Below are 23211 nucleotides of genomic sequence, written 5' to 3' on the forward strand. Positions count from 1 at the left end.
CCTGTCGGCATGCGGTCTGCAGTCTAACTAAGACATCGTGTTCTTCAGCCGTGTCGCTTTGACCAATGAATCGGCGACCGGCGGGAACAGCCGGGCAAAGCCTGACAGAATCCTTCCGGCAGAGGGCCGGCCGCTGATCGCCTGCAAGTAGCGCCCTTTTCGCAAAATACCGCTGAATTCACGGTGTACAGCCTCGGTATACAGCCGCTCCCAGTCCTGCATGCTTAGCTCGCCCCGCAAATAGCGGTCGGCAAACGAGGCGCACAGAATGCCGGAGCGCAGGGCGGCGCTCATCCCGTCTCCGAAGAGCGGCGGAATCATGGCGCAGGCATCTCCGGCATGCGGAATCATCCGCCAGGGCTGGGGCCGGCGGGACAAATATACCGGCGCGGTCGAGATCATCGTCCCGTCCGTCGGCGTTCCTTCCGACAATCGGCGGGCAAGCAGGGGATTGCCGCTTGCTGCAAATTCCAGCAGCTCCTTCATCTTCACTCCCGCGCCTTTCAACCGGTCCCGCCGCAGAAGCGCGGCTACATTATAGGTGCCCGCTTCCACAGGGGCGATCCCGATGTAGCCCCCGGGAACCAAATATAGTTCCACGGCTTCCGTCCCTGCGAGCCCGGTCATATGCGTTTTAATTCCGATGTAGGCATGTCCGTCCTGCCCCACTTCTTCATAATCGATCAAATCCGGCCGGCGGTGACAGCCCCAGGCGGCAATCACTGTCCTTGCCTCCAGCGTATCGCTGAGTCCACCGGTCCGGGTCCCGACGATATATCCGCCTCCATCCTCACGGGCATGAATGCTTGTGACCGTCGTCGCGTCCCGTATTTCCACGCCTGCCTCCCGTGCAGCCCGGTGCAGGCCGGCATCCAGCGTATACCGGCTGATGCCCCAGCCTGTACCGGGGAGCGCTGCTTCCAGCACCTGTCCATGCCTCAGCACTAGGCGGGCCCGGTCAATCGGATTCGGCTCCATTCGCTCGACAGCCTCCGCTACACCAAGGCTGGCCAGCGTCTCCCTCGCCTCCGGAGACAGAAATTCCCCGCATGGCTTATGACGGGGAAAATACTGACGGTCTATGAGCACGGTCTTCCACCCTTGGGCGGACAGCCGGATAGCTAAACTGCAGCCGGCTAGGCCAGCTCCGATGATGACCGCATCCTGCATGGGAATCATCTCCTTTCGCTGTTTTATAGAGGTTGTTCAAAAAGTCCGCTTTTGATAAGAAAACCGTCTATCGACGTACCTTCAAAGAAGACAGACCGCGTTTAAAGGTAACTTTTCTTGCAATATCAGGAAGCAAAGGCTCTGAATGTTTATATTTTCTGATATTATAAGAAAACCAATCGAGGCCAATCAAGGATGAGTGACCGCGATTAAAATGTAGGTTTTCTTGCGATATAGAATTTCATCAGCTCTGCTGATAACGAATAAATTCTATATCTAACACGAAGTAAATCGGGAAGCTGATTCGGCATCGAATCTTGAATTCAGCCGGGCCTTCCGGTGCTCACGTACCCACTACAGGCAGATGCTTACGAAGTCGTTTTCTACGAAAACGTGTAGCTCTGCTCCTCAGTCCCTAGCTTCATCCAATTCAAGTGTTTTGAAAAAACACACATCGAAAGCGTAAACTTCGGTGCTGAAAACCGACCTTTTTTAACACGTACTTATACTTTTCCCGTTTTATGAACAACGGCCACATAACGGAATAACGGCTTCCAGCTGTACAGCAGGTCCGCTTGCCCATCCCGCTCCTGCAGCCGCTGTCTCAGCCTGATCCAATCGGAGGACTTGAAACCCTTCGCAACCGACAAAGGCCCGTCATGCCGTATATAACGGTTGCCTGAAACCAGGTGCGCCACGACCCAAACGGCGGACCACGAAATCCAGTGCCGGTGAATATCGCTGATCACGACGCCCAGACGGGATGCCTTCAGCATCTGCCCCACCACTTCGGGAAGCCGGACGTCGTCAAAGTGGTGAAGGAACTGCGATGACATGACGATATCGGCGCTACCTTCCGGAAGGTCAAACAAATCGCAGCGTCTGACCGTAATATTCCGTACCCCTTGGTACAGGTTTCTGGCCTCCTCGCAGGCTTCTTCCGTAATGTCCACTAATGTAATCCGGACATCGACCCCGTTTCGGGCAGCCCAGCGCAGAATGCGGCGGTTCACATCTCCCGAGCCGGCGCCAATATCCAGCACCGATACCCTGTCCGGCCGGCCGGATTGACGCCACAATTGCTTGAACCCATATAAGGATGGAGACGAAGCACCAAAGATCCGGTTCAGTCGTCGCAAATGGCGCAGCGCTTCCAGCAGCTCGTCACCGCCCGTGCTGAAGTCGTCCATGTATTCCTCTTCCACGGCCCGCCGGTTTAACCGCTTAAAGGCCGGCATACTCATAACTTGACTCCTGTTTCGTAACGAATGAAGGAACATACGTAAATCGAAGAAGTTCTGCAGTCAGGCCCGGGCCAAACGCCAGGGTTACTCCGGACCGTTCACCCTCGCTTTGTTCCCTCAAACGCTCTCTCATCCCTTTTAGAACGAACAGCAGCGTCGCCGAGGATAAATTCCCGAAGTCCCGCAGCACGTTCCGGCTGAATTCGGTCTGGCTGTCCTCCAGCCCGAATAAATCCTGGACGGCATCTACGATGCCCCGTCCTCCCGGATGAATCGCCCATAACGGCGGAAGTGCTCCTCCGTCCAGCAGCCGGTCCACTTCATCCCGCAGGAACGTTCTGAGCAGCTTGGGGATATTGGGGGAGAGGTATAAATCAAAACCGGTGTCCCCGACCTCCCAAATCATTTCGTCTGCGGAGTCCGGAAGGAGCACAGAGTGTCCTCCGTCGAGTTGGAACCCTCCCTGTTGGTCGGCTTCACCGGACCTGACGATGCATGCCGAAGCCCCGTCCCCAAAAAACGAAGCACCGAACAAGGCTTCACGGGATCCCGAAGGCTGCAAATGAATGGTGCACAGTTCGACGCAAACGATGAGTACCACCGCTGCCGGGCTGGCAGACACGATTTGCTGTGCTAACTGAATCGCCCTCAAACCGGCGGCGCAACCTTGAAAGGTAAGCGGGATCCGCTGAATCCGCGCAGACAATCCAAGCCGGTGAATCAAGACGGTGTCTAATCCGGGAAGAAATTGACCGGTACAGCTTACCGTCAGAATGTGAGTAATTCCGGAAGCCTCCACCCCCGCATCACGCATGGCTTCTTCCGCTGCTTTCTCCGCCAAAGGGACCGATTCTCTCCGGTACACCTCCATCCGCTTGGAGGTCGAAGGGGCAGCCTGCTGCTTGTCCGTGGACAGATACGTGCACTGATCGGCAGGTTTGAGGAAATCCTCCTCACAGGTGTACCTGACCTGGACTCCGCATTGCTTAAATATTCTTTTCGCCCACCTTAGCGCGTGGGGATCTTCCCTTAACGAAGCTTCGATTTTGGCAAATACGTCATCCTGGTAAAGGCGGTGAGGCGGAAGCGCCGTACCGATGCCCTGAATCAATGCCCTGCCTGCACCATGTTCACTGACCATCGTCAAAAGATCACCTCCATTCATTCATTTACGTCCCATTTACGCACATAAGCCTTAGAACAAGTATATTCACCGTAATAACGCATATGCTCCGTGAGGACAAATACCTGTTTGCCTGCTTTAGGTGGTATAAACCGGATGGATCGCTTTGTGCAGAAATCTCCGGCTTCAAAAGGAAAACCACCCTCCTGCTACTGATGCTTACCCGATTCCGGACAGCGGAAAACGTGTGCACCAAAATTACGGGATATACAAAAAGCAGGCATAGGGCTAATCCCCCATGCCTGCTTTTTACATTTTTAATCGCAATTACGTACTTTTACAGCGCTTTGTCGTCCACACTGTTCAACCAGTTCTCAATGACGCCGATCACCGAAGCAACGGTGCCGTCTTTAAACGGCGACTGCAGTCCGGCAAGCTCTACAAGCCCGGTAAAGGAACGGCTTCCTCCCGCCTGGCACAGTCTCAGGTAATCCGCCCATGCCGCTTCGCGGTCCTCGTTCATCTTCTTCCAGAACTGGAACGCGCAAATTTGCGCCAGCGTATAATCGATGTAATAGAACGGCGCCTGGAAGATATGCCCCTGTTTGTGCCAGAAGCCGCCCCGCTCCAGGTATTCGTTGTCCGGGTACTGCCGGTGCGGCAAATACTTCTTCTCGATTTCACGCCAAGCGCGTTTGCGCTCCTCCGGCGTCGCGTCCGGATTCTCATACACGAAGTGCTGGAATTCGTCGACGGATACGCCGTACGGAATGAAGAGAAGCGCACTGGACAGATGATCAAAATGGTATTTTTCCGTGTCTTCCTTAAAGAAGTTATCCATCCAAGGCCACGTGAAGAACTCCATGCTCATGGAATGGATTTCGGCCGATTCATACGTAGGCCACAGGTATTCCGGCACCTGATAATGACGGCTGGAATAGACTTGGAAGGCGTGGCCGGCCTCGTGCGTGAGAACGTCAATATCTCCGGAAGTGCCGTTGAAATTGGAGAAAATGAACGGCGATTCGTATTTGCTGATGAACGTGCAGTATCCGCCGCTTTGCTTGCCCTTTTTGCTGACGAGATCCATCAGCTCCCGGTCTACCATGAATTTGAAAAATTCGTCGGTTTCCGGAGACAGCTCCGCGTACATCTTCTTCCCTTGCTCCAGAATCCAGTCCGCATCCCCTTTTGGCGTCGCGTTCCCGGTCTTGAAGCTGAAATTGTCGTCATAGATTCGAAGGGAATCGACGCCGATCCGCTCGCGCTGGCGTTCCTTCAGCTTCTGGGCTACGGGTACGATGTGTTCCAGCACTTGCTTCCGGAAGTTGGCCACCATGTCGGCGTCATAGTCCGTACGGTTCATGCGGATATAGGCAAGCTCAACGTAATTTTTATAACCGAGCTTTTGAGCCATGCGCGTCCGGGTTTTCACGAGTTCATCGTAGATCCGGTCAAAATCCTGCTCATGCTCCGCCATGAAGGAATATCTCGCTTCCGACGCTCTCCGGCGCAGGTCGCGGTCCGGCGACAACTCAAACGGCAGCAGCTGGGATAGCGTCCGCTCCTCGCCTTCGAACGGAATCTTCGCAGAGGCAATCAGCTGGCTGTACTCGGTGGCCAGCTTGTTATTGAGCTGCATATCTTCGATGATATCCGGATGGAAGGCCTTAAGCGCCAGCTCGGCAAGCTTGAACAGCTGCGTTCCCCACTTGGCTTCGAGTTCACTTCTGAATTTGGACTCTACCAGCGCTTTATAATAATCGGTTATGTATTCTTGATAGACCGGACTCGCTTCATCGATGTATTCTTGTTCGGCCTTGTAAAATTCATCGTTCGTATCGATGGAATGGCGAATGACGGCAATCTCTGCCATGCTTTCGAATTCGCTGCGCAGCTTGTTGATATCGGACATGGCCTTGTCCTGCTCTTCAAAGGAAGCCGCCTGCTCGAAATGCTGGATCAGTTGTTTAAACCGTTGTTCAATTTCTTTCACGTCTGGCCGCTTGTATTCGTACTCGCTGAACTTCATGCATCACGCATCCCTTCTTGATTGGCTTTCGTTACCATTATACTAGAGAATCAGGCTTAGACAACAGATACGTCAAAAAAAATTTAATGTTCGTGAAAGCACTTACCGTTAGTCAAAATTCTACAAGCTTCCCTGCATGGAATGGCTATATTTTACAGAGGAATCCATAGCAAGGTTACGATAATTGCCCAATAATAACCGCCCTTATGCTTATATCCTTGTTCTTCCCTTTTGCCATCGGTTGTGTTATATTAGTTCATACCTAAAAATATTAGGCATCACCTAAATGGTTGAATATACATATACTGAACATACAAAGGTGGTTTGAAAGCGATGCTCATATGGATGCTGCGCCAAGTGATGGCAGAACGCGGAATTTGGACGGGAGCCGCACTGGCCCGTTTACTGAAAGACAAAGCCGGCTACGAGCTGTCTCCCCCCTCGATCAGCGCCCTGCTGAACGGCAATCCGAAGCAGATCAAGGCCGATACGATGGATGCGCTGTGCACGGCTCTCGACTGCACTCCTAGCGACTTATGGCATCATACCCCATCGAACGTTAGAGGGGCCTAGACGTTGATTGAAACTGGAGGTAACAAGCATGCCGGAAAAAGAAATTCTTCCCTTCGGAGATCCGATTCTCCGCAAAAAAGCCAAACCCGTTACGGAAATAACGCCGAGAATTCACAAGCTGCTGGATGATATGGCGGATACCCTGTACGCGGAAGAAGGCAGAGCCGGCCTGGCCGCACCGCAGATCGGCATTCTCCGCAGGGTGATCGTCATGGACTGCGGGGACGGGCTCATTGAGCTGATCAATCCGGTGATGCTCGAGCAAGCCGGGGAGCAAACCGGACCTGAAGCCTGCTTATCCTACCCCGGGTATACCGGTATCGTGAAGCGGGCGAAATACGTGAAGATCCGTACGTTAACCCGTGAGGGTAAAACGATTGTAATGGAGGCAGAGGATTATTTGGCACGCTGCATTCAGCATGAGATGGACCATCTCGACGGGATTTTGTACATTGATCATATCCAAAACGGGGAGCTGTTTGTCAATCGGACGGAACGCAGAGCGGATTTGATGGCTGCCTTAAAGCTGACTCAGAACGTTTAGCTGCACTTCTATGCTCTTATTGACATCCCATAAAGTCTCTTTATAAGTCCCCACATAAAAATAAGGAGCTGTCCAAAGGTCATTCACGACCCGGGGACGGCTCCTTTTTATAAGGAAAAATAATGTTATTAACGGTGCGCTGTATACTGATTCGCCTTACTAAAGCTGCGGATCCGTTCGATCTCCTCGTCGGTGAGCGCCGGAGCGTCTCCAGCCGCAGTATTGTGGATCAGCTGTTCCAGGGAGCTTGCTCCCGCGATGGCCGTCGCCACTACCGGATTCGCCAAGGCGTACCGGATCGCGGTCTGCCCCATACTCCGGTCATTCTTGACCAGGCGCTGCAATTGCTCGCGGATCTGGATCAGTTCATCGGGGGTGTAATCCAGGTACCCCTTCGCCACTTTCGCTCCGCCCTGCTCGGTCAGGACACCGGAAGCCACCGGACCGCGGGCGATGACACTGATATGGTTATCGGCCAGTAAAGGCAGCACCTCTTCCTCTGGACGGCGGTCAAGAATGCTGTACTGGCTCATGACGCTGACGATTCCGGAACGCTTTACGTATTCCCGGATCACGTTCGGACGGATCGACGAAATGCCGTAATAGCGGATCACGCCCTCCTGCTTCAGCTCTTCAAACGCCTCGATCGTCTCGTCAATCGGATCGTCCAGGGTACCGCCATGGAGCTGGTACAAATCGATATAATCCGTTTGGAGTCGGCGAAGGCTTTCTTTTACCGCAGAGCGGATATACGCTTTGGAAGGGTCCCATACCCAACCTTCTTTACCAGGAATTCTCCGGTTTCCTACCTTCGTCGCCAGAACAACGTCCTGCCGGCGTCCGCGGATCGCCTTACCGACAATTTCTTCGTTTCTGCCGCTGTCGTAGAGATCTGCGGTATCCAAAAAATTCACGCCCCGCTCCAGTGCCGCGTGAACGATTCGCTCAGCCTGCGCATCATCGGTTCCCAAGGACATGCAGCCCAGCCCGATCTCACTGATGTTCAGTTCCGATGTTCCCAATTGGTTCCTTTTCATTAATTTCACCTGTCCCTTCCCCTGAAATTACCCGTTTAAAATCAACAAATGAATGGCGCTCAGCACGATGCCGATCACGAATCCGCAAATCGCGCCGTTGACCCGGATCCACTGCAGGTCACTGCCGACCTTCTCCTCCAGCATGTTGACAAGCGTCTGATCGTCAAGCTTGTCCAGATTTTCCCGAACCAGCACGCCGATCCGGTAATAATTGGATTCCACCAGCTGAACGATCATTGCCAGAACCCCTTGTTCCCACCGGTGGGTTAACTCTTCCTTGGATTGCAACAAATCATGGCACCATCGGAACAGACGAATCCATATACGCCCGCCGCGCTCCCGTTCGGCTTCCATCCACTGCAGCAGACGTTCACGCAAATGGTTCAGCTGGCCGGCAATCCATGCTTCCGCGTTCTCAGAGCTCAGCTTGTCATCCAGCCAACCCTTTACGCGGCTTTCCGTTTCCGGACTGTCGGCTACTTGGGCCAAACGCTCCCGGATGCCTTGGACAACCCGTTCCCGGTATGGACTTTCCGGATTCGCCACTTCAAGCAATGCCGAGAGGATCAGCTTCTTCAGAATCGCTCCCATTTTCTCCTCGTTCATAAAGCCCAGCATGGCCTGCACGGCAAAGCCCTTCATTCCTCCAAGTTGAAGCTCGTCCAGTTTGGCATGCGCCAGCTTGCCGAGCATCATTTCGTTATCCGGGTTGTTCACCCATTCTGCGGCGTACAGCAGTCCGTAGTCCAATACCTTCTCGTCCAATTGGTGCGCTTCCGTCTCTTTGACCACACGGTTTAACAATTCGGTGATGTTCCGGCTATGAATGTACCGAAGCACCATGTCCCGGATGTGCGGGGCCGCTTTCTCCAGCGGCAGTTCGCGAACGGCCTGCTCCAGCGAAGACAGGAGCTTCACGCGGACCTCTTTCCGCCGGATCAGCTTGAACAGCCCGGTCGACACAGACTGGAACAGCTTCACCTGCCGAAGTCTGGACGTGATGCTTTCCTTATTCAAAAGTTCGGTTTCCAATGCGGAAATGAGCGAATTGACGATTTTGTTGCGGTTTTTAAGCAGCAGCGACGTGTGTGGGATCGGAATCCCCATCGGATGGCGAAACAAGGCGGTGACCGCAAACCAGTCGGCAAATCCGCCGACGAGCCCGGCTTCAAAGCCTCCCAGCAGCAGCTTAACCCACGAATTTTGCGGCAGGAAAAGCATGACGAGAAAGCCCGCGCCCATAACAGCCAGGGAATACCCGGCCAAATATCTGGATTTCAATCTGCATACCTCCATATGTACGTATACCATGATGGCGTCGATTCGACTTGCTTCAATGACCGATCACGCTATCAAACTATTAACCATATTGTAGCCCATTTGTTTCGTTTACAGCCGAAAAACCCGGGCTCGCGAAAAACTCCCGGCTTCCCGGGAGTCTGCTGTCTGCACATCATGATTCCAAATGTCCGGTTAACAGGGCATCAGGAATAAGATTGCTTGGGCTCGCGGCGGAAGATCACGGACAGAATAATGGCCACGATGCCGATATTAATCGCGATATCCGCGATATTCATAATGCCTGTCATGCGGCCGAGGACGATAAAATCGGTAACCTTGCCGAACAGCACCCGGTCGATCGCATTGCCGATCGCCCCGCCGACGAGAAAGCCCGTGGCCAGCTCCATCCATGTCCCTTTAAGCACGCCTTTGGTCCGGTAATAGATAATGACGGCCGTAACAAACACCGCAAATACGACAAATAACTTGCCGTAGCCCTGGAACGAGCTGAACGCGGCTCCGGTATTTTGGTAGTACTCAAAATGAACGTACGGGTCAAGAAAAGGCCTCGAACCTCCGACAACCATGGATGAGCGGACCCAGAGCTTGCTCAGTTGGTCGATCGCAATGACGATCAGCGATATGATGTAAAACAAAATAATGATGCACCTCTTTCCCTCTGCGTCCGTTGTCTCATTTCCCCTTGTTCAGCGAAGGAACAAAATGGGTAGAGACGCCGATGCTGACCCTTTCTGATGGAGTCATGCAGCATGCCTGTATGTCCATTATGCGTCAGATCGCTCTGCGTACACAAGTTTCACTCTCATCCTGCATCTGCTGGCTGCCACGAACTTGCCTCAATCCCCTCCAGGGACGGCTACATCCGGGCTGAACACCGGCCGCGAATCCATTTCCCCCGGACGCACCGGGTAGAGCGTTCCGTTCAGCGCAAAAGAAACCCTGCCCGTCTCCTCCGAAACGACAAGGATCAGCGCATCGCATATTTCTGACAGCCCCAACGCAGCCCGGTGACGGGTTCCAAGTTTCCCCTCGCGCAGCGCTTTGGAAACCGGGAGCACATTGCCGGCGGAGACGATTTGGTTCTTGTCGACCAGCACTGCCCCGTCGTGCAGCGGTCCCCCCGGATAAAAAATCGATTCCAGCAGGGTATGCGACACGTCTGCCCCAACCGGTATGCCGGAATGCACCAGCGGCGGGAGCGCATCGTTTCTTTTGACGACGATGAGCGCCCCGTGATTCCGCTCCGACAGATGCTGCAGCGCCGTGGACAACGCTACGTAGCGATCTGTATAAGGCGACAGATACGCATTCAGATAATAGGATGCGGCCGTCATCTGCATGTCGGTAAAGACGCTGTGGATCTGCTCAAACTCATTCAAAATGCAGCATTCCTTCTGGTCGATCGTCGCCAGCATGCTCTCGATTTCCGCCTTTATAGTGGACAGGCTCTTTTTCAGATGGACCTGTATCGTTTCAGACAGACCCAGCTCATCTTCATTGTTCACGTCGGCTCACCTTTCCTTATGACTTAAAATATAGACTGCTCCGTTCAGCCTTCCGACTATTCGGCGTCTTCCATCGTATCCATCGCGGCATCAAGCAGTGCATCAAACAGGTCGTCGTCCTCTTCCAGCCGCGCATCGGCCTGAAGCATCTCCTCTTCGATGCCCGATTCGTCCGCATAGTTCAGGCTGTAATCCCAATCATCGCCCTTCTTGCTGAAAAAGGTAACCTCATACTTGGACTTATGCCCCTCCAAAGTGAAAATGGTGTGCCCCACGTAGTGTCGTTCCTCGTCCAGCTTCATCCCGGCTTCGATAATTGTAAAGTCCATGAATCCATTGCTCCTTCTAAGTGGTGTATTTGATACTATAGTATACCATGGAGGAGGCCGTTTCCATCATACGGCAGGGCTTATGTTTTCATTATGCGGAACAATTTAGTACAATACTACTTGTGTCAGTTGATAACCAGTATCTGGAGGGATGAATCCATGACCGATTTCATCAGTCAATTAAACAAATATGCCGATCTTGCCGTCCGTGTAGGCGTCAACGTCCAGAAGGGCCAAACGCTGGTCGTCAACGCATCGATCCAGTCGGCGGAATTTGTCCGCTTAATCGTGGAAAAAGCGTATGATGCGGGCGCCAAGCTCGTCAAAGTCAATTGGAGCGACGAAATCGTTACCCGTCTGCAGTATGAACGGGCCGACGATGAAGTTTTCGCGATTCCACCGAAATGGTTTGCAGGGGAAATGATCGAACTCGTGGAAAACGGAGCTGCCGTGCTGCACGTGATTGCCGAAAACCCGGATTTGCTGAAGGGGATCAAGCAGGAACGGATCGCCATGAACCAAAAAACACGCGGCCAGGCGATGGCTCCTTACCGCGCTTACCAGCAGGCGGACAAGTTCAGTTGGTCAATCGTGGCTGTCCCTTCGCCGGAATGGGCTGCTAAGGTGTTCCCTGACGCTCCCGAATCCGAACGGGTGCAGAAGCTGTGGGAAGCGATTTTCCATACAGTTCGCATCGATCAGGAAGACCCGGTCGGTGCCTGGAAACAGCATCTGGCCACGCTGGAGGATAAATCGAACATCCTGAACGCCAAAAAATATAAGAAGCTCCACTATATCGCACCGGGAACCGATCTGACCATCGAGCTTCCGGAAGGACATATTTGGGCAGCCGGCGAGAGCATCAACGAGAAAGGACACAGCTTCGTCGCCAATATGCCGACTGAGGAAGTGTTCACCGCGCCGCTGAAGACGGGCGTAAACGGCACGGTGCGCAGCACCAAGCCGCTGAGCTATGGAGGCAACATCATCGACAACTTCTCCATTACATTTGAGAATGGCCGGATCGTAAGCGTCAGCGCCGAACAGGGGCAGGAAACGCTGGAGCATCTCGTCGAAATGGACGAAGGCGCGCACTACCTCGGCGAGGTTGCGCTGGTTCCGCATCAATCACCGATTTCCGAGTCGAACATTTTGTACTTCAATACGCTTTTTGACGAAAACGCCTCCAACCATTTGGCGATCGGCAGCGCCTACGCCTTCTGTGTTGAAGGCGGCAAGGACATGAATCAGGAGCAGCTTGCTGAGCGCGGTCTGAACACAAGCGTGACCCATGTCGACTTTATGATCGGCTCGGGGGAAATGGACATTTTCGGCGTTAACGCTGACGGTTCGGAAGAGCCTGTATTTAAAAACGGAAACTGGGCATTTTAAGGACTGACTCCAATCGGTCCATTAATGCTGTGAATCCTTGTTCTGCATACGATGAAATATTGGAGCCGCAAGAGCCTTCCTGAAGCGATGACAGGAGGGCTCTTTTGTAGTCAGGTGTTTTATTTATCCAGTGGTTAATTTATAATGGGGAAGAATTGAATACATATGTGGAGGTAGAGCCTATGCTCTCGTTCGAAGACAAATTAAACAATTATGCCGAGCTTGCCGTCAAAATCGGTGCAAACGTGCAGCCCGGACAAACGCTGGTCGTGAATGCAACGATCGACGCCGCCCCGCTCGTTCGCCTGATCGTCCGCAAGGCGTATGAGATCGGTGCCAAGCTCGTCAAAGTCAATTATACCGACGAGGCGGTCACCCGGCTCCGGTACGATCTGGCACCGGCGGAATCTTTCCTTGAAGCCCCGACTTGGTATGCGGGCGAAATGACCGAGCTCGCTGAGAACGGAGCCGCTTTTCTGACCGTTCTCTCCTCCAGTCCCGACCTGCTCAAAGGAGTAGAGCCTGGAAGAATCGCCGATTATCAGCGCACTTATGGTCAGGCGATGGCTAAATACCGCCAGTTTCAGCAGGCGGATAAAATGAGCTGGACGGGCGTTGCCTTCCCTTCCCCGGACTGGGCCGCGAAGGTGTTCCCGGATGCGCCGAAGGATCAGCAGGTCGGCAAGCTGTGGGACGCCATCTTCCATGCGTGCCGCGCGGACCGCGAAGATCCGATCGCCGCTTGGGAAGAGCATATCAATACGCTGCAGAAAAAATCGGATGAGCTGAACGCCAAGAAGTATCAAAAGCTGCATTTTACGGCACCGGGCACGGACCTGACGATCGAGCTACCCGAAGGCCATATATGGGCCCAGGCGGGCAGTGTCAATGAGCAGGGTACGGCGTTTGTCGCCAACATCCCGACTGAAGAGGTGTTTACAGCCCCGCTCAAAACCGGCGTGAACGGAACCGTGAGCAGCTCCAAACCGCTCAGCTACGGCGGCAACATCATCGACCGCTTTACGCTGACTTTCGAAAACGGCCGTATCGTAGATTACAAAGCGGAAGAAGGCCAGGACACGCTCGCACGCCTGATCGAGATGGACGAAGGCTCCCACTATCTTGGCGAGGTAGCCCTTGTACCGTTCCAGTCTCCGATTTCACAAAGCAACATCCTGTACTATACGACTTTGTTTGATGAGAATGCTTCCTGCCACCTGGCAATCGGCAGCTCTTACGCCTTCAATATACAGGGTGGTAAGACGATGTCCCAGGAAGAGCTTGAGTCCCATGGCATGAACCAGAGCATCACACACGTCGACTTCATGATGGGTTCTCCCGAAATGAACATTACCGGAATCACCCATGATGGCAAAGAAGAGCCGGTGTTTGTCAACGGAAACTGGGCTTAATTCTCTGGCAGTACCCCTGACAGTCGCATGACCGACGGGGTGCTTTTTTTGTTTACAAAATGCCGCCCCCTCCCAACCTCCCGTTCAGGTATAAACATGGATTCCATTTGACGCTCCCGGATCCCGGTGGTACGATTTGTACGAATTTACCTACCAAGGGAGAGGAGTCATTCAATGATATCTATAGATCTTACGGGGAAAAACGCTTTGATTACCGGCGCCTCCGGCCAGCTTGGACGGGTCATGGCCCGTACACTGGCCCGTGCCGGGGCCGACATAGCCGTCCACTACCGCGGCAACGAACAGAAAGCGCTGGAGTTGAAGCAGGAAATTGAGGCGCTGGGCCGGCGCTGCATCGCCGTTCAGGCTGACATCACCGATGCCGAATCGGTTACGGTGATGAGAGACCGCCTGCTGGGAGAGTGGCAGGCCATTGACATCGTTGTCGCAAACGCTGTCATTCAATATGAATGGACCAGCGTGCTGAATCAGCCGGCTGAAGATTACCGGAGCCAGTTCGAATCCTGCGTGCTGCAGAACGTCCTTTTGGCCAAAGCCTTCATCCCGTCCATGATCGAGCGCAAGCAAGGTCGGATGATCGGGATCAACACCGAGTGCTCCATGCAGAACTTCCCCGGCCAGTCCGCTTACGTTGCCGGCAAGCGCGGCATGGACGGCGTGTACCGCGTGCTTGCAAAGGAGGTCGGCGAGCATAACATCACGGTCAATCAGGTCGCTCCTGGTTGGACCATCAGCGACCGCGACCGGGAGAATAACACCGAGGTCAGCGAAGGGTATTCGAGCAGCGTTCCCCTCAAGCGCCGGGGCACCGACCAGGAAATTGCCAATGCGGTACTGTTTCTGGCGTCCGACTTGTCGAGCTTTATCACCGGGGCTTACATTCCGGTGAACGGCGGCAACGTCATGCCGGCTATTTAGATGCTACATACTAGACTTTATCAAAGCATGGACAGTAAAAGGACAGCCGAATGCTGTCCTTTTGCTTTTTTGCCATATATCATTCCCTGAAATGACGCAGCTACAGCCTGCCGTATGCGCGCAGTGTGATCAGCCGGTTGACCGTGATCAGCCCCCTCCATTCCGCCCCATTGCCCGGACTGATGGATGGGAACGACACCTTCCATCCGCCATCGGCCTCCTGCTGTTCTTCCAAATCGTCCAGGTGACGCTCGATATCCGCCGGGGAGATCAGCTCCGCGGCGTAGCTGGCCGGAACAGGCGCCCAGTCCAGCACTTTATGGACATAGCCTTCCGCCCGGGGATCAAGCTCGATGACGCCCGGCTGCCGGAGCCAGCGATTCAACTCCTCCTGCAACGCAGATGCCCTTCCCCGATCGGGGGCATATTGCAAAAAGGTAATGCATTGGTGCAGGTCATGATAATCCGTCTGATCAGCCTGGGGAATCCGGTTCCAAATGAATTCCGCGCTTCGCGTGAACCATGCCTCTTGCTTGAAATCGTTCACAGCCGTCTGCTTGTAGAGCAGACCAAGAATATTTCCGGTTGGATTCAGCGATGCCTGCTGGTCGTCCTCCGTTATCCACCAAGGAGCATGTGGAGCATCATTAACGGACAGCAGTGCCCGGGGGAAACCGCCGGTGGCCGGGACGGTAATCGATTTGAGATATGCCGCGATTCCCGCGATGATATCCGCATCAAACCGGTACGCCTCGTCCATGATCCAGAGCGCCTGCTCCACCGCCACAGGCTGACTTGCGGATGTGCGCATATCAGGCTCCAAGGCGTTCCCGAACCCGCCATCAGGGTTTTGATAGGCTTTGAGCGCAGCAATAACCCCATCCGCGGAACCTCCTTCGAGCCCCATTTCATAACGCCGCCGGTCCAGCAGCCGCGCGTTGGCAAGCACGAATGCTCTGGCTTTTTCCAGACGGGCTGCCCTTCCTTCCATTGCTCCCATCAACAGTTCCTCCTTTAATTCTGATTAACGGATGCCGAACGCTTTATGCATGTACGCTGCTGACACCGGTGTACAGGCATCCTCCATTTTCAACTTCAGCTCAGACTGCGCCTGCTCCCTCGTTCCCTGGAACCGCTCGATACCATACTGACGCATCCAATCCTCTGTCGTCTGGTAGGAGGTGCTGCTCCAGCCGTTTTTCTCTCCGAGCAGGTTTCGCTTCTCCTTGACACCGGAAATGACGATGGCGAGCTGCCCCTGAAGCTCCGCCAGTGCTTGGTCAAACTCCTTTTTCCGGTCCGGTGATTTCATGCCCGCGCGGGCCCGCAGCTCCCTCGTCTCGATCCCTTCGTCTTCCCGGATCAGCTGGTACAGCTCCCATGCCGGCTTGGATAGCAAGCCGTCTCGGTAACGCTTCTCGGGATCCTCTTCACTACCAAGCAGCCGCAGCACCAGCGGAAACCAATCCGCCGCGATCAGCACCGCCTTCTTTTTGATGAATTTGCCGTAAGCCGCCGTCCCGTCGCCGGGAAACCTGGCGCGCCACAGCCAAGGATCCCGTTCGGTTCCCGTATGCCAATTCTCCCTGGGAGTGACCCCGTCCAGGGACGGATGTCCCGGGATCAAGCCGGCCAGCGGCAGGATGCCGACACGGGCGATCAAATCGCAAGCGTCCTCGTACCGTTCGATGTGCAGCGGTTTTTGTTCATTTTCCTTGAGCACCAGATCATCTCCTCCAACATCTTATGTATGGTTTGCCTCATAGGCAGCCAGCAGACCCGCAGCCTTGGCGCATACCTCCCGGCGAAGAGCCTCGGGCTCAAGCACCTCCGCCTCTGTACCAAGCGCATAAAAAAGCTGCACGGCCCAATGCCACTCCGACACCGGCAGATGAAAATCCGCCAGCCACTCTTCGTTTCCGACCGCGCTGATTTTCTCTCCGACATGCTCGTCCCGCTCGACCTGAAGCACTCCGCGATAGGTCAGCTTCGCCCGGATATGGACCATTTGCGGCTCCGACTTTCCTTGATGACGATCGCCATCGCCTTCACCAACTTCAAGCGGGTCTTCCGGACGAAGCTCCGTCATCCGGTCGATCCGGAAGATCCGCTGCTCCCCGTGGGTTTGCGAATAGGCATCGCAGTACCAAAACCCGTTGGCGGCGTAAATCCTCAGCGGATGGATCAGCAGCCTGCGGCGGTTGTTCATCGAATGGTAAAACACCGATACCCATTGATTGCTGGAGGCATAATCCAGCAGCTCGTTCAAGTGCGGAACGGTATACTTACGCTTGGGCACCTCCACTTCCAGGCGATCCAGCATCGGATGGACCGTCTCCGCAGTTTCCCGGGGCAGGATGGCCTTGATTTTGTCCATTACGGTCCACCGCTCCGAATTGAATGGCGTGTCCGCGTAACGGGTCAGCCCTTCCAGCGCGAACAGCAGGCAGAGGGCTTCGCGGGAATTAAGCGTCAGCGGCGGCAGCTGATAGCCCTCCATTAGATAATAGCCGCCTTGGGGACCGCTCACCGCGGCAAGCGGGATGCCCATTTCGGAAAGGGCCTGCATATCCCGCAAAATGGTCCTCCGCGACACTTCAAGCTTGGCGGCTAGCCCCGCAGCCGTCTGATTTCCCTGCTGAAGCGCGATGAGTATCGCCATCAGGCGGTCCATACGGTTCATGTTTTTCACCCTCTTCACGCTGTAGAATCATTGTATCAGCCTATTGGTGACAACTTGGATGTCACTAATGTTTGGCCGAATTTTCTTTTTCAACATTATGCAAAAGTTGTCGAATGACGCGGTTTAAGGCGCTGGCAGGACTTTCCCTTCGGCCCCGGCTCAGTTATAATGCATTGGGAAGAGCCATACAATAGCATAAAAGCGAGTCAAACGACTGGACAGGATATGAAGACACGCTGTGACCGACGCGGCGGCTTCATCAGAACATGGACGTAAGGAGGAGAATACCCGTCATGTCCAACTTTTTCAACAAAATCAAGCAGGGCGTTTCGGATGCCGGCAAGAAAGCGCAGAACACGGTTGAATCCACAACCCTGAAGTTTCAAGCGGCGGCGAAGGAAAAGGAAATCGAAAAAAATTATACGGAAATCGGCCGTATCGTCCATCAATCCTTGGAGAAACCGGACGGCACGATCCCCAGCGCGGAGATCCAGAAATACCGGGAGGCCATTTTTGCCTTGGAAGAAGAAGTGGAAGAGCTGCAGCGGAAAATCCAGCACCTGCAAAACCTGAAGGAATGCGGATGCGGCAAAATGCTTCCCGCGGACGCGACCTACTGCCCGTTCTGCGGACAGCAGTTCCATACGGTGGTCGTTCAGCCGGCAGCCGTTTCGAGCTCGATTCCCAAAAGCGCCTACTGCACCAAATGCGGAGAACCGGCCTCATTTTCGGATCATTTCTGCCGCAGCTGCGGTCATAAGCTTCAGCACGAGTAATTTATCAGTAAATCAGAGAACGCCGTATCCCTCACTGCAGTAGGGACACGGCGTTTTGTCGTTTATTCAAGAGCGGATCAGGAAGCCCGGCCGCGATGCTTAATTTCTTTTGAGCGCATACAGAAAGCTCGTCTCTTCCCACTTCTCGCCCGGGGTCAAGCCGAACAGTCCCATCTCTTCTGCGGGAATGTTTTTGATATTCGGAGCGTTGACGAGGTTGATCTGAGGCTCAGGGCAGAAAAATTTGCCGCCGGCGAACTGGTTCCAAACCATCCAGTGCTTATAGCTGGTACCCACGTCGTAAATCAGCACGTCCCCAGTGCGTGTATCCGTTAGTTCCATCCGATTGCGTCCGTCCTGCGGTTCAGCCGTATAATGGAAGTCCATTTCGGTGAAGTAAGGGAACACGCCTTCTCCTTTGAGCTGCTCCTCTTCCGGAGACAGCGGCTGGAAAGCACCTGTCGGCAGCATCCGGTCATCCAGCTCTCGCCGCTGGCCGATCGTAATTTTAACCCGGTAATCCTTCGCTTCGCTTCCCGGCACGAACGGGGCATTGACCGCCGTATGGAACGCCAGCAGCACAGGCATTTTTTCCTTGCCGTCATTGGTGATCGTGACCTGCTGCCGCAGCCCTTCCCGGTTCAGGGAATATCGCAGCGTAATCGTGAAATCGAAAGGCAGGTACTTTTTATACAAATGCCCTTCTCCTACGCGCTGGGATACAACGACTGCGCTTTCATAATCGTCGCTGGTTATGTAATCCACGGTCCATGGGATCGTATGCATGTATCCGTGCAGCTGGTTGCCCGTGGCTTCTTCATTGATTGGGAATTGGTAGACTTTGCCCTCCCATTCGAATTTGCCGCCATCGTAACGGTTGGGCGGAAACAGTACCGGAATGCCGTAGACACCCGGATTCGCCTTGAAATCTTCCATTTCACCGGCTTCCGGTTCCCGCAAAAACTTGAAGTTTTGCTCGGTATCCCGGAATAAAATCAGATTGGCGCCGATCTCCGGCAGCACTGCCGCTTCGTATTTTCCATGCTTCAGCCAGATCGCCTTTTCCCCATTAAAATCGCCTTCAAATGCCGCAAATTGTGTCAACTTGTTCTCCTCCTGTTCATGATTAAAAGGAATGTTCTTCTAATATACCATTTGTGGCATTATACGAGAAGCACATCGATCCGGCTTGCCCCGTGAATCAGCCGTTTCAGCATTCTTCGGCGTGCATATCTTGTCATGATTCCTTCTTCTGAGCGTCCTAGAATCATCTGGGTTGCATGAATTTGTTCGGCCTGCCCCAGCACTTTGGCCGGCAGTTCTTTCCACCCGTCTGTTTCAAGAATGCCGAAATGCCCCTGCAGGCTTTCGGTCAGCCCCTGCCACCGCCCCAGGTCGCAATCCCGGCCTTCCATGCGGACGCAAGTCACGTGAAGCGCGGCCTTGAGGCGGTAAGCGATCCGGAATCCGCGCCGGATGAGGCGCTCGGCAGAGGTCCCGGGGAGGATACACACAAAGATCACCTCCTCCTTTCTCCAGGGTCCGCGAAGGGACATATTCCGCTGCCACGACTCCAGCCGCTCGTCCACATCGTCGGCCAGTTCCCGGAGCGCAAGCTCCCTTAGTGCAATCAGGTTCCCCGTTCGGAAAAAGGAACCAAGCGCCTGATCGACCTTGTCCGCCGCATAAATTTTCCCTTCCCTCATCCGTTCCTGCAGCGATTGCGGCGTAACGTCAATCAGCTCCACCTCATCGGCCATTGACAGCAGCGTGTCCGGTACCGTCTCGGAGACCCGGATGCCGGCGATGCGCTCGACGGCATCGTTGAGGCTCTCCAGATGCTGAACATTCAAGGTTGTTATGACCGAAATCCCGTTCTCCAGCAGAAGCAAAATATCTTCATACCGTTTGCGGAAACGGCTGCCTGGCATGTTGGTGTGAGGCAGCTCATCGACAAGCACGAGCTCCGGACTTCTTGCCAGCAGCGCCTCTGTATCCATTTCGTACAGCGTAGTGCCTTTATAGGAAATCTCCTTCGGTGGGATAACAGGCAAACTGCCGACCTGCGCCGCCGTCTCCGCGCGCCCATGCGTCTCGAGCCACCCGATAACCACATCCGTTCCCTTGGCCAATATGTCATTCCCCTCTCGAAGCATGGTGTACGTTTTGCCTACGCCGGGGGCCGCGCCGATATAAATTTTGAACCGGCCGCGCTCGATCCGCTTCACTTTCTCGTTCATTTCCTCACGGCTGAGCCGGTGATACCCCTTCCCCTGCTTGTTTTGCGTTCGGCGGGCCGGCAGAATCCGCGGTTCCCCTTGCGCCGTGCGGTCGGCTACCCAGAACACGTCGATGCCATGCGCATGCTTCAGAATGCCGTTCGTCACTGAACCCTGCCACAGCTCCTGCCAGGGGTTTTTCCGGGAATGCCCCAGCACGATGCGGGTCACTTTTTTATCAAAAGCATACCGGATCAGCGACTTGGCAAACCGTCTTGGAGCCGACAAAGGCAGCTCCTCCAGCTTGGCGTCCGTCTTGTCCGCCATTTTGTGCAAAGAACGCTTAAATGCCTCTTGCTCGCGTGACAGTGACGGCTTGGGCCGCGTAAAGACAACGACGAGCAGTTCGCCGTTCAGGCGCTTTGCGATTTGCTGTCCGCGCCGCACATAGATCGAACCGTTCCAATGGTATTGCGCCGCCACCAGAATACGCTCCGAGGCACCGGAAGGACCGCTGATGCCCTCGTGCTCGCGGAACTTCTCCAGCGACTGATTCACATCGTCGGCCATCAAGCGCAGCGCAAGCTCCCGAAGGAGGGCCAAATCCTTGCGGGTAAATGACGCCCCGTCCCGGCTGCTCTGCAGATGGCCTTCGTTCAACCGGGAGATGAGCGTTTCCGGAGAAACGTCGATCAGCCGAACCTCATCGGCCATACCCAGCGTCGTTAGCGGAACGGTTTCCCTGACCTCTACCCCGGTCCATTTGCGGGCAAGTTCATGAATGCTTTCAATTTCATACACATTGACGGTCGTGATGACGCTGATGCCGTGATTCAGCAGAAACTGGATATCTTCCAGCCGGGTTCGATGTTCGGCGTCCTTGCGGTTTCGATGAGCCAATCCGTCCACAAGCACAACTTCAGGATTTCGGCTAACAATGCCCGGCAGATTCAAATCCTTGTGCTCCGTTTCTCCTTCATTCCAGTGAATGCTGGGCACCCTCTCCAGGTCGGCGAGCTGCTTTTTCGTTTCCGTACGCTGCAGCGTGGACACCGCGCATATGACGACGTCAATCCCCTGGGATTTCAGGGTCTGACCCTCGCGGAGCATATGATAGGTTTTCCCGGAACCGGTCACCGCCCCGATGATGATTTTGAGCCGCCCCCGCCGCAGTCTTTGGATTTCTTCGAGAACTTCTTCCGGCGATTTGCGTCTGTAGTCCCCCATGGCTCAAGCCCCTTCTGCACTTTGTTGATATGTGCTGAATCTTACCTGTTCACAGCCATCTTTGTAAAATCGTTCACCGCCCTTTTTGGATCACCCTGTATTGGTATTGCCCGATCTAGCGTCTTTTTTGGAAGAAAAAGCGGCTATTTAAGCCTGATTCACCCTGTCTCTTCCGTATCCGTTTCACATGAAAGAATAGGCTAAACTGGACATATCATGTAAAATGGGAAAGATGAGATAAAACAGACGAGAGACGGGCGAATGGGAAAGAGGGGAAAACCATGCCGAACATGATCCGGCTTCTTGTGTCTACGGATTACAACGATCTCAGCCGGGATTTACAGGAAGAAATCTATTATGAGTACTACGATTATGCCTATGGCATGATCATGTATATCGTGAAAAACCATTCCGTGGTGGAAGATATTATCCAGGATGCTTTCATTAAGATCATCAAAAGCAAACCCGTGTTTGAAAATGAAGCCAAGCTGAAAGCCTGGCTCAAAGTCGTGACGCGCAACACGACCATAAATTATTTACGAAAAAATAAAAAGTACCGTAACCAAGTCGATGTGGAAGGTGTCTTTATGTATAAAGAAGAGATTGCGCAGCCGACGGTGTCGATCGAAAATACGGTAGAAACGAAATTCATGGAAGAATCGATTATTCAGTATTTAAGAGAATTGAAACCGGAATACCGGGTTCTGGTCGAGTATCGCTGGCGCAAGGGCCTGTCGTACCGGGAAATCGCCGATCTGCTTGAAGTTACCGAGGATGCCGTCAAACAACGTCTGTACCGGGCACGTGAAAGTATCAAGAAAATGCTCTTTAAGGAGTGGGGGGTAAAGGATGAAAAGCGAAAAATTTGAAGATTGGTTCGATTCCGCCTTCGAGAAGGCAGCCTCTTCAACTTCCTTGACGTCCGAAGATAGCAAGAAGGCATCTTGGAACAAGGTTCAAGCCCGGCTGAACGAAGTGAACCGTTCCCGCAGACGTAATCGGCACCTTCAGCTTGGCGGTGTGGTGGCCGCATCTTTCGTGGCCGGAGCGGTCATTTTCAGTTCCACAGCCGTGACGAAGGCCATTTCTCCGCTGCTCGACTCCATTGTTGACTGGGGAGACGGCGTTAAGAATGTGGTTTTTCTCCAAGACGATCAGTCTGATACGGGAGGGATCGCGAAAACCCCTCCACCGCCAAATTATATGGACGGAGAGAAGGAACCGCCGCCATGGGATGGGAAAATCATTTCTTCGGAACAGGGTGTCCCAACAACGCGCCCGCTCAGTGAAGTGCAGAAAGAATTGAGCTTTACCATTCCGGATTTTAGCGGCCGAATTCCGGAGCGTTATCATTTCAAGCAATCCACCGTCATAGCAAAAGATCTCGAAACAAAGAAATATAACGAAATTACTATGCTTTATACCGGGCCAAAGGAAGACGATAATCTGTTCATTACTGTGAGCCGAATTCTTCCGAATTCCAGCACAGGTTATTTCACGAACGGAGAACCTGTCAAGATCAAGCTCAAGAACGGTTATGAAGCCTATTATACCGAAAGCAACATGAATTCGCTGATCATGAAATATAATAAAGTGCAGCTGTACATCATAACCACGGCGAGTAAAGAGGAAATTCTCAACCTGGTTGAGCCGCTTCCCTAATGAATGATTTGTTGGCATCCCCCTATCAACGTGACCAGAAAG

At 53.8% G+C, this 23211-nt stretch carries 22 protein-coding genes; 8 read left to right on the plus strand and 14 right to left on the minus strand.

Annotated features, from left to right (window positions below; genetic code table 11):
• Positions 1 to 27 precede the first annotated feature (27 nt).
• From BCV73_RS15245 to BCV73_RS15260, 4 genes are all read right to left on the minus strand, one after another.
• Positions 28 to 1170: an NAD(P)/FAD-dependent oxidoreductase gene (locus BCV73_RS15245; RefSeq protein ID WP_179232004.1), complete on the minus strand. Its 1143-nt coding sequence runs from the start codon at positions 1168 to 1170 to the stop codon at positions 28 to 30.
• A gap of 503 nt (positions 1171 to 1673) precedes the next feature.
• Positions 1674 to 2408 (minus strand): methyltransferase domain-containing protein, encoded by a 735-nt coding sequence (locus tag BCV73_RS15250; RefSeq protein WP_089547769.1) that lies wholly within the window; start codon positions 2406 to 2408, stop codon positions 1674 to 1676.
• On the minus strand, positions 2395 to 3555 hold the full coding sequence (locus BCV73_RS15255) for a type III polyketide synthase (protein WP_089550265.1): 1161 nt from the start codon (positions 3553 to 3555) through the stop codon (positions 2395 to 2397). The genes BCV73_RS15250 and BCV73_RS15255 overlap by 14 nt, the downstream gene beginning before the upstream one ends.
• 319 nt (positions 3556 to 3874) lie before the next feature.
• Positions 3875 to 5569, minus strand: a complete 1695-nt coding sequence (locus BCV73_RS15260) for a M3 family oligoendopeptidase (RefSeq protein WP_089547770.1) — start codon at positions 5567 to 5569, stop codon at positions 3875 to 3877.
• A 333-nt stretch (positions 5570 to 5902) separates the two neighbouring features.
• Here BCV73_RS15260 and BCV73_RS15265 point away from each other — a divergent pair, with 333 nt between their 5' ends.
• Entirely contained in the window at positions 5903 to 6142 is a 240-nt protein-coding gene (locus BCV73_RS15265; RefSeq protein WP_076171668.1) for a helix-turn-helix domain-containing protein, read from the plus strand.
• Positions 6143 to 6170: 28 nt separating this feature from the next.
• Positions 6171 to 6686 (plus strand): peptide deformylase, encoded by a 516-nt coding sequence (gene def, locus BCV73_RS15270; RefSeq protein WP_089547771.1) that lies wholly within the window; start codon positions 6171 to 6173, stop codon positions 6684 to 6686.
• A gap of 128 nt (positions 6687 to 6814) precedes the next feature.
• On the opposite strand, the gene BCV73_RS15275 is transcribed toward def, so the two are convergent.
• The 5 genes from BCV73_RS15275 to BCV73_RS15295 all read right to left on the minus strand — a co-directional run bounded on the left by BCV73_RS15275 (position 6815) and on the right by BCV73_RS15295 (position 10859).
• Positions 6815 to 7723, minus strand: a complete 909-nt coding sequence (locus BCV73_RS15275) for an aldo/keto reductase (protein ID WP_089550266.1) — start codon at positions 7721 to 7723, stop codon at positions 6815 to 6817.
• Positions 7724 to 7750: 27 nt separating this feature from the next.
• The gene (locus BCV73_RS15280; RefSeq protein ID WP_179232005.1) at positions 7751 to 9004 is read right to left on the minus strand and encodes a DUF445 domain-containing protein; all 1254 of its coding nucleotides are present in this window, start codon (positions 9002 to 9004) and stop codon (positions 7751 to 7753) included.
• 203 nt (positions 9005 to 9207) lie between these two features.
• Entirely contained in the window at positions 9208 to 9660 is a 453-nt protein-coding gene (lspA, locus tag BCV73_RS15285; RefSeq protein WP_240913151.1) for a signal peptidase II, read from the minus strand.
• 201 nt (positions 9661 to 9861) lie between these two features.
• Entirely contained in the window at positions 9862 to 10530 is a 669-nt protein-coding gene (gene cdaS / locus BCV73_RS15290) for a sporulation-specific diadenylate cyclase CdaS (RefSeq protein WP_076171658.1), read from the minus strand.
• Between the two features lie 56 nt (positions 10531 to 10586).
• Positions 10587 to 10859, minus strand: coding sequence for a hypothetical protein (locus BCV73_RS15295; protein ID WP_076171655.1), 273 nt, complete (start codon positions 10857 to 10859; stop codon positions 10587 to 10589).
• Positions 10860 to 11018: 159 nt separating this feature from the next.
• Between BCV73_RS15295 and BCV73_RS15300 the strand changes: the two genes are divergently transcribed.
• The 3 genes from BCV73_RS15300 to BCV73_RS15310 all read left to right on the plus strand — a co-directional run bounded on the left by BCV73_RS15300 (position 11019) and on the right by BCV73_RS15310 (position 14602).
• Entirely contained in the window at positions 11019 to 12251 is a 1233-nt protein-coding gene (locus BCV73_RS15300; RefSeq protein ID WP_089547773.1) for an aminopeptidase, read from the plus strand.
• Between the two features lie 182 nt (positions 12252 to 12433).
• The gene (locus tag BCV73_RS15305; RefSeq protein ID WP_089547774.1) at positions 12434 to 13663 is read left to right on the plus strand and encodes an aminopeptidase; all 1230 of its coding nucleotides are present in this window, start codon (positions 12434 to 12436) and stop codon (positions 13661 to 13663) included.
• Positions 13664 to 13837: 174 nt separating this feature from the next.
• Complete coding sequence (locus BCV73_RS15310; protein ID WP_481855794.1) at positions 13838 to 14602, plus strand: SDR family NAD(P)-dependent oxidoreductase; 765 nt, start codon at positions 13838 to 13840, stop codon at positions 14600 to 14602.
• Positions 14603 to 14702: 100 nt separating this feature from the next.
• On the opposite strand, the gene BCV73_RS15315 is transcribed toward BCV73_RS15310, so the two are convergent.
• From BCV73_RS15315 to BCV73_RS15325, 3 genes are read right to left on the minus strand one after another with little or no spacing between them, the layout of a single operon-like run.
• Entirely contained in the window at positions 14703 to 15602 is a 900-nt protein-coding gene (locus BCV73_RS15315) for a hypothetical protein (RefSeq protein ID WP_343219902.1), read from the minus strand.
• A 24-nt stretch (positions 15603 to 15626) separates the two neighbouring features.
• Entirely contained in the window at positions 15627 to 16325 is a 699-nt protein-coding gene (locus BCV73_RS15320; RefSeq protein WP_179232006.1) for an AlkZ-related protein, read from the minus strand.
• Positions 16326 to 16346: 21 nt separating this feature from the next.
• Entirely contained in the window at positions 16347 to 17285 is a 939-nt protein-coding gene (locus BCV73_RS15325) for a helix-turn-helix transcriptional regulator (protein WP_089547775.1), read from the minus strand.
• A gap of 293 nt (positions 17286 to 17578) precedes the next feature.
• Here BCV73_RS15325 and BCV73_RS15330 point away from each other — a divergent pair, with 293 nt between their 5' ends.
• Positions 17579 to 18061 (plus strand): zinc ribbon domain-containing protein, encoded by a 483-nt coding sequence (locus tag BCV73_RS15330; RefSeq protein ID WP_076171647.1) that lies wholly within the window; start codon positions 17579 to 17581, stop codon positions 18059 to 18061.
• A gap of 99 nt (positions 18062 to 18160) precedes the next feature.
• Here the strand turns inward: BCV73_RS15330 and BCV73_RS15335 are convergent, their stop codons facing one another.
• Together BCV73_RS15335 and BCV73_RS15340 are read right to left on the minus strand one after the other, a co-directional pair.
• A complete protein-coding gene (locus BCV73_RS15335; RefSeq protein WP_076171644.1) occupies positions 18161 to 19165 on the minus strand; it encodes an aldose 1-epimerase in 1005 nt (334 codons plus the stop codon).
• A gap of 59 nt (positions 19166 to 19224) precedes the next feature.
• Entirely contained in the window at positions 19225 to 21507 is a 2283-nt protein-coding gene (locus BCV73_RS15340) for a histidine kinase (protein WP_089547776.1), read from the minus strand.
• 281 nt (positions 21508 to 21788) lie between these two features.
• Here BCV73_RS15340 and BCV73_RS15345 point away from each other — a divergent pair, with 281 nt between their 5' ends.
• Together BCV73_RS15345 and BCV73_RS15350 are read left to right on the plus strand one after the other, a co-directional pair.
• The gene (locus tag BCV73_RS15345) at positions 21789 to 22376 is read left to right on the plus strand and encodes an RNA polymerase sigma factor (RefSeq protein WP_076171639.1); all 588 of its coding nucleotides are present in this window, start codon (positions 21789 to 21791) and stop codon (positions 22374 to 22376) included.
• On the plus strand, positions 22357 to 23169 hold the full coding sequence (locus BCV73_RS15350; RefSeq protein WP_089547777.1) for a DUF4367 domain-containing protein: 813 nt from the start codon (positions 22357 to 22359) through the stop codon (positions 23167 to 23169). Before BCV73_RS15345 ends, BCV73_RS15350 begins: the two co-directional genes overlap by 20 nt.
• Positions 23170 to 23211 lie beyond the last annotated feature (42 nt).

It is taken from the genome of Paenibacillus sp. SSG-1 (assembly GCF_002224835.1).
Classification (GTDB): Bacteria; Bacillota; Bacilli; order Paenibacillales; family Paenibacillaceae; genus Paenibacillus_AQ; species Paenibacillus_AQ favisporus.